Genomic DNA, 12,377 nt, shown 5'->3' with positions numbered 1-12,377 from the left:
TTCCTCTTTTCTATTCCGTGATAAGTACGCGGTCTTCTTGGTCACTTTCTATCATTCGAACGACGATGCGTTCTTCACTTGAAGTGGGGATGTTCTTTCCAACATAATCTGCCCGTATCGGCAGCTCACGATGACCTCGGTCAACAAGAACAGCCAGCTGAATTTGAGAGGGTCTACCAACATCCATAATGGCATCCATTGCTGCGCGAACTGTACGGCCAGTATAGAGAACATCATCGACTAAGATGATTTTTTTATTTGTCACATCATGTTGAATATCTACTAGTTTCACGAGCGGTTGTTGATCATCCGTTTTCACGGTGAGGTCATCTCTATACAATGTGATATCAAGTTCGCCTGTTTGAATGTCTTTCCCTTCAATGGCTGCGATGCGCTCTGCAAGTCGCTTAGCAATGAATGCACCTCGTGTTTTGATTCCAACAAGTACGCAGTCATCTATTCCTTTATTGCGTTCAATGATCTCATGAGCGATGCGAGTTAAAGCGCGCCGTATCGCTTGGTCATCGAGTAAAACTGCTTTTTCCATGTCGTTTTTCCTCCTTTTGGGTACAAAAAAACCTCTTAAGCAGCGCTTAAGAGGTTGACTATGCATAGCAAAATGTATCAAATGACAGAAAACCGCAGTTTTCATGTGCATTTGAAGCCGTATGCCTTTTCAGCCTCTCTGGACTGTCTTTAAAGGACCCTTATTTAGTTATCTTAGTCAGTGTACACTACAAAGTGACAGATGGCTAGTTTTTCTTTAATTCAGATAATAATTGTTCAAATGGTTCTGGTAGTGGCACTTCAAACTCCAAGTACTCGCCAGAACTAGGATGGATAAAGCCTAAAACTCCTGCATGAAGCGCTTGACCACCGATATCCATTGTTTTCTTCTGTCCGTATTTTGGGTCTCCTACAAGTGGGTGCCCGATAAATTTCATGTGCACTCGGATTTGATGTGTACGTCCAGTCTCTAATCGGCACTCTACTAACGTATATGCGCCAAAACGTTCTCTTACTTCAAAGTGGGTCACAGCGTGCTTCCCTTTATCGACTACATTCATACTCTGACGATCTCGCGTATCACGTCCAATTGGTGCGTCTACTGTTCCTTTGTCATGTGCAATATGACCATGCACAAGTGCTGTATATTTGCGTGTAACGGATTTTGCTACCAATTGATCAACGAGTGATTGGTGAGCTTTGTCATTTTTTGCAACCATGAGTAGTCCACTTGTGTCTTTGTCAATACGGTGGACGATTCCAGGACGCATAATACCATTGATTCCAGATAAATCCTTGATCTGGTGCATTAAACCGTTAACGAGTGTTCCAGTCAAGTGCCCTGGAGCCGGATGGACGACCATCCCTTTAGGTTTGTTGATGACAGCAACATCTGCATCTTCATAAACGATTTCGAGTTGTAAATCTTCTGCCTCAATATCGTATACTTCCGGGTCTGGAATCTTTATGGTAATAACATCACCTTCGGATGCCTTGTAATTTGACTTTACAGCTTCGCCATTGACTAAAATTAATTCTTGTTTCATCAAGTTTTGAATCTGTGTTCGAGACCAATCAGCTTCAACCGGCAACAAAAGCTTATCTAAACGCTCTCTATTTTGTTCTCTTGTAATGATTACTTCGATTTCTTTCATTTCTTCACCTTTTTCTGCTTTCTTTCATCCAAAAGGATAAAAATAAATATAAGGACTACCCCAACTGTAAGTGCTGCATCTGCAACATTGAATATCGGGAAGTCATAGTTGATGAGGGGGATGAGGACATCAACAAAGTCCACTACCTCCCCACGAAACAGTCGGTCAATAAAATTCCCGATTGCGCCGCCTAATAAAACCATCAAGCCAAGTTGGAACAATGGCTGATTTTTTGCATGCGTATGAAAATAGTAAACGATTCCGATCACAACAATGGTTGTAATAATATAAAATATCCACATTTGGCCTTCTAATATCCCCCATGCCGCTCCTCGGTTACGGTGAGATAACAGACCAAGGTATGGGTCAGCAACTGAGATACGTTCGCCAAGCTCCATATTTTTTACGACGAGCCATTTTGTCCATTGGTCAACACCAATGATGATGATTGCGATTAAATAAAAAATCCACACAGTCAAACCCTCCATTTACATGTAGTTAAGTGTACCACATTTTAAGTCGCCTCGATGCATGAAAAAACCTCTCCCGTCAAGGAGAGGTAGTGTATTACTTTGAAACAACTTCAGCGCAGCGAGCACATAGTGTCGGATGATCTGCATGTTGACCAACTGTTTCTGAAATCGTCCAGCAACGTTCACATTTTTCACCTTCAGCAGCAGAAACCACAACAGCTGAATGATCTAGCTGTACAGCCCCGTCTGGAGCTTGTTCAGTCGTTCCAGCAAGTGTGAAACCAGATACGATGAACAGTTGTGCATAATCGATGGAATCGTCCATGAACAAGTCCTTCACGCTGTCTTTTACGAATAGTTGAACGTGTGCTTCGAGTGACTTCCCGATTTGCTTTTCTGCACGTGCCATTTCAAGTGCCTTTAACACATCATCACGCACATCGAGAACTTTTTCCCATTTCGCAACAAGTTCCTCGGCTCCTGGCACTTCTTGTGCTTGTGGCATATCTGTCAACTGCACACTTTCTTGCTGTTCAAAGTCCATATAGCCCCATAGCTCATCTGTTGTATGCGGAAGAACAGGCGTTAATAGTTTCACTAGTGCAACAAGTGCATCGTACATCACTGTTTGCATTGCACGGCGGTCTTTATGGTCTTGTTCGTAGATATACACAACGTCTTTTGCTAAATCTAAGTAGAATGCACTTAGTTCTGTTGACACGAAGTTGTTGATTGTGTGATAAACCGTCGAGAACTCATAGTTTTCATAAGAAGTTATCACTGTTTGAATCATCTGTTGTAATTTTGCATACATATACTGATCTACTTCACGCATGTTTTCAACAGCTACACGGTCAGTTTGCGGATTGAAGTCGTGCACATTTCCGTGTAAAAAGCGCAATGTGTTCCGGATTTTTCGGTACACTTCAGATACTTGTTTCAAGATCGCATCTGATACACGCACATCTGCCGTGTAGTCAACAGATGCTACCCATAAACGAAGGATATCTGCACCTAGCTGATTCATTACTTTCGCTGGGATGATGACATTCCCAATCGATTTACTCATCTTACGCCCTTCACCGTCTAAAACGAATCCGTGGCTTAGAAGTCCTTTATATGGTGCATGTCCAAACATCGCCACACTAGTGATTAATGAAGAGTTGAACCATCCACGGTATTGATCTGACCCTTCTAAGTAAAGATCTGCTGGGAACTGTAGGTCTTCACGTTCTGCCAACACACCTTGGTGTGTAGAACCAGAGTCAAACCAAACGTCCATGATATCTAGCTCTTTCGTAAACTTTCCATTTGGACTAGCCTCATGCGTGTAGCCTGCTGGTAATAAATCTTTTGTGTCCCACTCGAACCAGATGTTAGAGCCATGTTCTCTAAATAATTCTGAAACGTATTGGATTGTTTGCTCTTCGATGATTGGCTCTCCGTTTTCAGCGTAAAACACTGGAATTGGAACACCCCATACACGCTGACGAGAAATATTCCAGTCGCCTCGATCACGAATCATGTTGAATAAACGAGTCTCACCCCATGCCGGTGTGAACTTAGTATCACGAATTGCTTGTAACAACTCACCGCGGAATGCTTCAACAGATGCAAACCATTGGGTTGTCGCACGGTAGATGACGGGTTTTTTTGTACGCCAGTCATGTGGATACGAATGCGTGAAGAATGTTAGTTTCTCTAAAGCGCCCGCTTCGTCTAAAGCTTGCGTAATCGGCTTATTTGCTTCGTCATAGAACAACCCTTCAAATCCTGGAGCTTCTGCTGTCATGACACCACGATCGTCTACTGGACACAATACGTCTAAACCATATTGTTTTCCTACGTGGAAGTCATCTTCCCCGTGTCCTGGTGCTGTATGAACACAGCCTGTACCAGACTCAGTCGTCACGTGTTCGCCAAGCATAACGAGTGACTCGCGGTCATAGAGTGGGTGTTTCGCAACAATGCGGTCGAATTGTTTTCCTTCGAAAGTTTGCTCGACCTCATAGGCTTCCCATCCAAGCTCTTTGCTCACTTCTTCTAACAAGTCTTTTGCGATGACAAATGATTTTTCGTTCACACGTACTTGTACATACGTGAAGTCAGGATGAACAGAGATTCCCAGGTTTGCAGGGATTGTCCAAGGTGTCGTCGTCCAAATGATGAAGCGAACGCCTGCATCTAAAACTCCTTTACCATCCGTCACTTCGAAACTCACATAGATTGAAGGTGATTTCTTGTCTTTGTATTCAATTTCCGCTTCAGCGAGTGCCGATTCTGATGAAGGTGACCAATAAACGGGTTTCAATCCTTTATAGATATAGCCTTTTTTCGCCATTTCACCGAAGACTTGGATTTGTCGTGCTTCAAATTTCGGCTCTAGTGTCACATATGGATTATCCCAATCACCTGTCACACCGATGCGCTTGAACTGCTCACGCTGGTTATTGATTTGCTCATATGCATACTCTTCACAGAGTTTACGGAACTCAGCAACTGTCATTTCTTTGCGCTTTACACCTTTATTTGTTAACGCTTGTTCAATTGGTAGACCATGCGTGTCCCAACCTGGAACATATGGCGCTTGGAAGCCAGACATCGATTTATAACGTACAATCATGTCCTTTAATACCTTATTCAATGCGTGACCGATGTGTAAATCTCCGTTCGCGTAAGGAGGGCCATCGTGCAAAATGAATTTTGGACGGTCTTTTGTGCGCTCTAAATTTTTGGCATAGATTTCTTTTTCTTTCCACATTTCTTGGATTTGAGGTTCTTTCGTTGGAAGACCTCCACGCATGGGGAAGTCTGTTTTTGGCATGCGTAACGTTGATTTATAATCCATAGTTATCTCTCCTTTTTTTGACAAACAAAAAATCTCCGCCCCTTGGAAAGGGACGAAGATCATCGCGGTACCACCCTAATTGCAGATTGCTCTGCCACTTAGATGACCGTAACGTGGTCGAACGGGACTAGTTGTCTAGTCCGGCTCAAAAGTGATGGGCATTGTTTTAAAGGTCCGTCCAGGCTCTCACTATCCCTGAATCGCTTGTTTTCTTTTTAAAACTGCCGTCTTTGTCAGTGCCTTTTTTCTATGTGCTAATTATAAAGAGTGTTGTATGTATCGTCAAGACGTCAAACTTCTTCAGCTGTGATGCGCTCAAGCGACGTTGTATCAACATCTGTTTCCATCAAGTGGTCCCAGTCATCTGTATTGATCAACTCAAGTTGCGCTTCCACTAGCATCTTGAAGCGGTTTCTAAACACTTTAGATTGCTTTTTTAGCTCCTCGATTTCAAGAGCGATTTTACGCGCTTTTGTTAACGATTCATTTAAAATACGATCTGCGTTCTTCTCAGCTTCTTTGACAATGAGTTTCGCTTCTTTTTGCGAGTTGCGTCGTACTTCTTCAGCCGCTTCTTGAGCAACGACGATAGATTTTTGAAGCGTCGTCTCAATTGTTGTAAAATGACCGACACGCTCTGTAGTAGATTTCAATTGTGCTTCTAACTCTTTCTTTTCACGGATCAGTGTTTCGAAGTCTTTCATTACTTGCTCTAGAAATTCGTTGACCTCATCTTCACTATACCCACGAAATGATTTGCTGAAGACTTTTTGGTTAATATCTAAAGGTGTTAATGGCATATTTACAGCTCCTTTATCAAGTATGGCTATCTAGTATTATACCGTTCACGGACTAGGAAATCAGTACAATTTCATAAAAATTCAACTTTTTTGCTCGAGCTTCGCGAGTTGTAAGCGAATTTTTTCTTTTTTTGTACGTCCCTCAATCAATCCTACCTGGAAACGACCGAATGTTCGGAGTGAAACCATATCCGATTCGTTCACTTGAAACGCGATATCTTCAACTACCGACCAATTGACTTTCACTTTGCCACCTTTAATAAATGCAGCGGCCTTTTGTCTAGAAATCGACCAAGCGGACGCCAAAACTGTATCCAATCGCATGGAACTCACGATATGTAGTTCGTCGACATATGTTTCCGGTTCGATAAAGACAACTTCATCTGAAGAGAGATCTTCAACTTGGACTTTTACTTTTCCAATAGACGTTAAGTTTGTTTTTACGTAATCAACGATTTCAGCTGCGACAGCAATTTGAACAAGTCCATCTTGCAACCGGATGTCACCAAATTTTGAACGGTCAAGTCCCAGCGACATCAATGATCCGAGAACATCGGAATGATTTAATGTTACGAATTTAATCGGATAGGATACTTTCACTAATTGAATTTGTGCATCTTCTAGTGCTGCTTCGTAATACGATGGCGCAACGAGCATACGTTGTCTTTCTGCACCATCAAATCCACCAAATGTGAACCCTATCAAGTCTCGTTGACGATAAAGCGTTTCAACGATAAAGCGTTGACGAGGATCAAGAAAATCTGTCAGTTTTGGCGCATAGCGGTCCTCGACATCGCGTGTCAGGCTAATCATGGCTTCAATAAATGGTTGTTCTTCTTTTCGAAAATGCTGGAAGATGCTGTCCATAGGTGTTCTCTCCTCATTGAAAAATCGCCCCACGGCTTTATAGCTCGTGGGGCGCATCTTTGCTTATTAGAAAATCCAGTATAGTACTTGAGTTAATCCTCGAAACGCAATCTGTAAAGCGAAAATTGCAATAATCGGTGATAGATCAATCATTCCAATTGGTGGAATGATACGGCGGAAGATTGACAAGTATGGTTCAACAACTGCAGCTAAAAAATTTCCGATTGCAGACTGTTGTAAACTTGGAATCCAAGACATGATGATGTAGCCAAGAATCATGAAAAGGTAAATATTCATGACTGAATATAAAATTGAAACTAAAAATGCAACTGACATGAAAGGCAATTCTCCTTACTTATTGATGTTCATCATAATAGTAGTCAGATATAGCTCCGTCTACTTCTATGGTATCTGGTGCACACAGGAATATATCTGTGCCAATACGCTGTATATCTCCACCTAAAGCGTACACTGTTCCGCTTAAAAAGTCGATGATTCTGATTCCTTGCTCCTTATCAATTCGTTGCAAGTTCACAATAACTGCCCGTTTGCCTTTTAAATGTTCTGAGATGTCTTGCGCTTCCGCATAAACACGCGGTTCAATTAAAATCACTTTTGAAGATTTTTGTACATTTTGAATACTCACTAGTTGAGGTGAAGTTTGTGGAGCACTTGAGATTTTACGTTCTCTCACAGATTTCACAGGTTGTTGTTTCGGTTGTGCTGCTGGTTGTTCTTTTTGTTTTGTCTGTTGCATATCTTGCTCTTCTTCTTCATCCAGTAAAAAAAATGAATTGAACCATTTTTTCATCGTCTCACTCCTTTAAACTTCCTACTAGTGCTGTTCCTATTCTGATAAAGGTTGCACCTTCTTCAACGGCTAGTTCGTAATCGCCTGACATCCCCATAGATAACTCTTTAAATTCAGGTCCAAGATTTTCTCGAAGTTCATCACGAAGCAGACGCAATTGATGGAACTGTTGTTTAATTTCTTCACGACTCGCTTCTAGCGGTGCCATGGTCATTAAGCCGACCAACTCCATTTTATCCATTGGTTTAACTTGTTCTATAAAGTCCCGAACATCCTTTACCGCTAATCCATGTTTCGAGTCCTCACCGGAAACGTTGACTTGAATAAAACATTTCACAGGTTTTGTAGCACGTTTTTGGATTTCTTGCGCCAAACTCATTCGATCAAGTGAATGCAAGAAATCAATATGGTCAATGACATCTCGTACTTTACGAGTCTGTAGTGAGCCTATAAAGTGCCAAACTGGTTCGTGTCCAAACGCTTCCACTTTTGGTAAAAAACCTTGAGGTCGGTTCTCACCTAAATGCTGTAGGCCAGCATCAAGAACGATTCGTGTTTGTTCGACAGATAATTGTTTCGTCACGGCAATGATTTCAACTTGATGAGCAGGCGTTTGTTTTGCTTGTTCTATTAGTGATTGAATGTTTTTAAGTTGCTGCTGTATCATACGGTACCCAACTTTACTTAGTGTTTTGTTAATTGTACCAATCTAGAAGCGTTTAATCAATGCTCGTACGGTTGACAAAGATGAAATCAGAATCAACGGAAGAGATTTCATGTACAGTTATCAATTTCCTAGAGGTTTGCCATGACAATAGAGTGGCTTTGCAGGTTTTACGAGTGTGAAGAATTCTGTATCAGATATGCTAGATGCCGCTACACGACGGTTTGTTGGGATAAACAATGACGGATATTGATCAAGTAGTTCTTGACGGATAAAGTGTACAGGTAGGAATGAAATAGGCTCTGTACATAGATTTCCGCTATCCCAAAATGCTTGTACGCGCAAGGAGCCAATGTGAATTTCACGTACGCACTTTTTTGTGTGATGGGACAACAGAGTACTGCGGCCGATTGGTAGACAACAGATAGCACAAATCACGGCTCCGATTGTCCAAAGCGGAGACTGTTGGTAAATTCTTGATGGTGCAAAACATGTCAGAGTAGGCGTAAATCCATCTCTTTTCACGACAAAAAAATCAGTACTTTTTCTCGGATAAACCAAGAAAAAGTACTGATTTGTATATACCTTAAACTTATTATCGACGATTACGGTTTCGTAAGAAAGTCGGAATGTCTAAAGCGTCTTCTTCCTTAAATGAAGGCTGTTGCGGACGTTCTTGCACTGGCTCTTCTTCATAACGTGTTTCACGTTGTGGTGCTGCTTGAGGCGCAGGAGTTGCTGCAGGGCGCTTCATACCACCGCCTGCCATACGTGGCTGACGTTGTGTGAGAATCTCCTCATTAAAACCAGTTGCAATCACTGTTACAACGATTTGGTCTTCTAAATCATCATTAATTACAGAACCGAAAATCATGTTGACTTCCTCATCAGAAGCACTTGCCACGATATCTGCAGCTTCTTGCACTTCAAATAGGGACAAGTTCGATCCACCTGTAATATTCATCAACACACCTTTTGCTCCGTCGATGGACGTTTCAAGAAGTGGACTTGAAATTGCTTTTTTAGCTGCTTCTGCTGCGCGGTTCTCCCCGGAAGCAATCCCGATACCCATTAACGCAGATCCTTTATTGGACATAATTGTTTTTACATCTGCAAAGTCTAAGTTGATAAGTCCTGGGACAGCAATCAAGTCTGAAATACCTTGTACACCTTGACGAAGAACGTTATCCGCTTCACGGAAAGCTTCAAGCATCGGTGTATTTTTATCTACGATTTCAAGTAGACGATCATTTGGAATGACAATCAGCGTATCAACTGCTTCTTTCATCATAGAGATTCCGCCAACGGCCTGAGTTGAGCGTTTGCGACCCTCGAATGTAAATGGACGTGTCACAACACCTACTGTTAATGCGCCTAGTTCTTTTGCGATTTGAGCAATAACAGGTGCAGCACCCGTACCCGTTCCGCCACCCATTCCAGCAGTAACGAATACCATGTCTGCTCCACGAAGTGCTTCTTCGATTTGCTCTTTGCTTTCTTCTGCAGCTTTACGACCGACTTCTGGGTTTGCACCTGCACCAAGACCACGTGTCAATTTTCCACCAATTTGCAGTTTCACTGGTGCTTTTGACATATTTAATGCTTGTGCATCTGTATTCACGGCAATAAAGTCTACACCTTGTACACCGTGTTCAATCATGCGGTTAACCGCGTTGTTTCCGCCGCCACCGACTCCAATTACTTTGATAATTGCTAAAGATTCATCATTCGTTTCAAAATGTAACATGCAATTGCCTCCTATAGTAGATTGCCGGTTTTTTATTCAAAGAACCGGTCGAAAAATTGTTTGATTTTTGTCATGCCACTTTCTTTTGGCTCTTGATCTTCTGTTTTTTTCGGTTTTGCTTTTTGTTTTGGCTTGGACAGGGTAGCTGTGTCATGACGAGCAGCTACTGCACTTGATGTAGTATTCGACAAACCATAATATAAATCCTCTTTATAAATGTATTGGATAAGTCCAATCGCAGTAGAGAATTGCGGCTCTCGCACGCCAATATAATCTGGCGTGTAAATACGTACACGTGTCTGTAGTACGTGGCGTGCAAGTTGGGCTAATCCTTCGAGCTTAGAAACGCCACCACTCAGTACAATACCACCTGGTAAGTCGCGTACACCGATGCGGTAAAGTTCTTCCATTATCATCTCAAAAAGCTCTTCAAGTCGAACACCAATAATTTCAGAGATGTATTTCTGAGAATATTGTTCACGCATATCTGCTCCAATGACTGGAACTTCAAACAGTTCATCTTCAGAAGCATCATCATAAAATGCATGTCCATAATGACGTTTGATTTCTTCAGCATGTTCCGTTGGTGTCTTTAAAACAATGCTCAAATCTTTGGTCATATGATCGCCACCGACAGGAATAGTAGATGTGTGCGTCAAGTGTCCATCACGGAATACCGCAATCGTTGTCGCTCCACCACCGATATCGATATAAGCAGTGCCATGATTACGCTCATCTTCTGAGAGCGCAAATTGACCAGCTGCTAATGGCTGTAAGTAAATGTCACGAATCTGAAGACCTGCACGCTCTACGCAACGCAGGAGATTATGTAAAATTGTCTTAGATGTTGTGATCATGTTGGCATCGACTTCAAGGCGTGTACCAATCATACCTCGTGGGTCGCTTATTTCCTCTACTCCGTCTAACACGTATTGCACGGGAATAATGTTCAGGTATTCTCGCTCTGGTGGAATCGACATCACTTTCGCTGAGTCGAGCACGCGCTCTAAATCTTTTCCTGTTACTTCTTTGTCTTCCGACTGGACAGCCACGACACCTTTCACATGGTGAATGGATGCTTGACTCGCTGGAATCCCTAGTACGACTTCACGTATTTCCATCCCTGCCATACGTTCGGCTTCTTGTACTGCTTTTTTAATGGATTGTACTGTGGCATCGATATCTACGATGGCTCCTTTACGGATACCCGTCGATTTTGCGTTACCTACTCCGATAATATGAATAATTTGATTATTGATTTCTCCGATTACCACTTTAATTGATGATGAACCAATGTCCAGTGATACGTATAATTCTGATGAATTCACTATGTGGCACCTCCTAAAAAGGTATATACTTCTCATTTTAGAGCAAAGACCTTGTAAAGTCTAAATGTTTCTTACTAGTCAAACAATTATTTTATTTTGTAGAGACGTTTTTTTCTGCAAAACGAGAAAGCAAGATTCGTCTAATAACCGCAATGTTTTGGAATAAACGTACACCGAAAGCAAAAATCGCTGCCAGATACAGGTCTACGCCTAGATGCACGCCTAAAAAAGCGAGTGCTGCAGCTAACGCAATATTAAAGAAAAACCCTGAGACAAATACTTTGTCATCGTATACTTGTTGCAGTTGTGCTCGAATCCCTCCAAAGAGTGTATCGAGCGCTGCTAAAACTGCAATCGAAAGGTAATTTTCATATGCAGCAGGAATTTGAAAGTCTGTCATAAAGCCAAGAACTATACCAAGTAACAGACCTAGCAGTGGTAGCCACATAATTAATTCCCTTCCTTCCATTCTGTAAGATGTGTGACAGCCACTGGCTGATCATATCCAACTAAAGTCAACTCACTCACCGGTTCTGCAATCGCAAGTTCATAGTTTTCAATATAAAAGTCATCCGCTAAACCACTGGCACGTATTTGAGCTATCATTCGCTCCGTGGTCTCTAGGGAGTCTGTGGCGATTTTGATTTCAAATGGTGCAGAAGCAATCGGTAATGTATTTACTGTAGTTCGTCCATTAATATCACGGATCGCACTGCTATAAATGAGGCGCTTTCCATCAATCTCAATTGCTTTTGCTTGGAAACGATTCATTTCATTAACAAACCGAACCAACAACTCAGGCGACAACGGATTGATAGTAAACCCAAATGCTATAGCTTCAGCAGAAGGATTGACTGTGAGAACGACGCCTGGCCCTGTGTAAGGATCTAATCCGATTTCTTCTCGCATCTGACCGATTGTCTGCTCAACCAGACGCTCAGGTCTCTCTGCAGACTCTGTCTCGTATTGCGCTGCAAGTTGTTGCGCCTCACGAATTCGTGTAAGCAGTTCAGAATGATACGTCGCTTCTGTTGTCAACTCTTTACGAATCTCCCAAATATCCCGCGTATCTCTTTCCTCAGGACTTTGAATCGAATTGTATTGCACAGCGAGCATAAAGCCGATGATAAAGAGGATGAGTGTGAAACGTGAAATTCCTTTTTTCATACAACCTCTCC

The 12,377-nt window shown here is 42.1% G+C and carries 13 protein-coding genes; all 13 read right to left on the bottom strand.

Features of this window, described 5'->3' with window-relative positions; genetic code table 11:
- Positions 1 to 10: 10 nt before the first annotated feature.
- On the bottom strand, positions 11 to 547 hold the full coding sequence (gene pyrR, locus ACF3OH_RS05500; RefSeq protein ID WP_392456175.1) for a bifunctional pyr operon transcriptional regulator/uracil phosphoribosyltransferase PyrR: 537 nt from the start codon (positions 545 to 547) through the stop codon (positions 11 to 13).
- A gap of 205 nt (positions 548 to 752) precedes the next feature.
- Entirely contained in the window at positions 753 to 1,661 is a 909-nt protein-coding gene (locus tag ACF3OH_RS05495) for an RluA family pseudouridine synthase (protein ID WP_392456173.1), read from the bottom strand.
- Positions 1,658 to 2,149: a signal peptidase II gene (lspA, locus tag ACF3OH_RS05490; protein ID WP_204589368.1), complete on the bottom strand. Its 492-nt coding sequence runs from the start codon at positions 2,147 to 2,149 to the stop codon at positions 1,658 to 1,660. The genes ACF3OH_RS05495 and lspA overlap by 4 nt, the downstream gene beginning before the upstream one ends.
- Before the next feature lie 79 nt (positions 2,150 to 2,228).
- On the bottom strand, positions 2,229 to 4,982 hold the full coding sequence (ileS, locus tag ACF3OH_RS05485) for an isoleucine--tRNA ligase (RefSeq protein ID WP_392456170.1): 2,754 nt from the start codon (positions 4,980 to 4,982) through the stop codon (positions 2,229 to 2,231).
- 290 nt (positions 4,983 to 5,272) lie between these two features.
- A complete protein-coding gene (locus ACF3OH_RS05480) occupies positions 5,273 to 5,782 on the bottom strand; it encodes a DivIVA domain-containing protein (protein WP_204588989.1) in 510 nt (169 codons plus the stop codon).
- Positions 5,783 to 5,863: 81 nt separating this feature from the next.
- The gene (locus ACF3OH_RS05475; protein ID WP_392456167.1) at positions 5,864 to 6,649 is read right to left on the bottom strand and encodes an RNA-binding protein; all 786 of its coding nucleotides are present in this window, start codon (positions 6,647 to 6,649) and stop codon (positions 5,864 to 5,866) included.
- 66 nt (positions 6,650 to 6,715) lie between these two features.
- Positions 6,716 to 6,985, bottom strand: a complete 270-nt coding sequence (locus ACF3OH_RS05470) for a YggT family protein (RefSeq protein WP_204588987.1) — start codon at positions 6,983 to 6,985, stop codon at positions 6,716 to 6,718.
- A gap of 19 nt (positions 6,986 to 7,004) precedes the next feature.
- Positions 7,005 to 7,460, bottom strand: a complete 456-nt coding sequence (locus ACF3OH_RS05465; RefSeq protein ID WP_204588986.1) for a cell division protein SepF — start codon at positions 7,458 to 7,460, stop codon at positions 7,005 to 7,007.
- 4 nt (positions 7,461 to 7,464) lie between these two features.
- Positions 7,465 to 8,127 carry a YggS family pyridoxal phosphate-dependent enzyme gene (locus ACF3OH_RS05460; protein ID WP_392456164.1) on the bottom strand — a complete coding sequence of 221 codons (663 nt, stop codon included), beginning with the start codon at positions 8,125 to 8,127 and terminating at the stop codon, positions 7,465 to 7,467.
- A gap of 592 nt (positions 8,128 to 8,719) precedes the next feature.
- The gene (gene ftsZ, locus ACF3OH_RS05455; RefSeq protein WP_204588983.1) at positions 8,720 to 9,871 is read right to left on the bottom strand and encodes a cell division protein FtsZ; all 1,152 of its coding nucleotides are present in this window, start codon (positions 9,869 to 9,871) and stop codon (positions 8,720 to 8,722) included.
- Positions 9,872 to 9,903: 32 nt separating this feature from the next.
- Complete coding sequence (gene ftsA / locus ACF3OH_RS05450; protein WP_392456160.1) at positions 9,904 to 11,199, bottom strand: cell division protein FtsA; 1,296 nt, start codon at positions 11,197 to 11,199, stop codon at positions 9,904 to 9,906.
- A gap of 91 nt (positions 11,200 to 11,290) precedes the next feature.
- Positions 11,291 to 11,647, bottom strand: a complete 357-nt coding sequence (locus tag ACF3OH_RS05445; protein WP_204588981.1) for a small basic family protein — start codon at positions 11,645 to 11,647, stop codon at positions 11,291 to 11,293.
- A 2-nt stretch (positions 11,648 to 11,649) separates the two neighbouring features.
- Entirely contained in the window at positions 11,650 to 12,366 is a 717-nt protein-coding gene (locus ACF3OH_RS05440) for a DUF881 domain-containing protein (protein ID WP_392456158.1), read from the bottom strand.
- Positions 12,367 to 12,377 lie beyond the last annotated feature (11 nt).

It is taken from the genome of Chryseomicrobium aureum, assembly GCF_043182735.1.
GTDB lineage: Bacteria > Bacillota > Bacilli > Bacillales_A > Planococcaceae > Chryseomicrobium > Chryseomicrobium aureum.
Note: the sequence above shows the minus strand (reverse complement) of the source record. Positions and strands in the feature narration are given on the sequence as shown.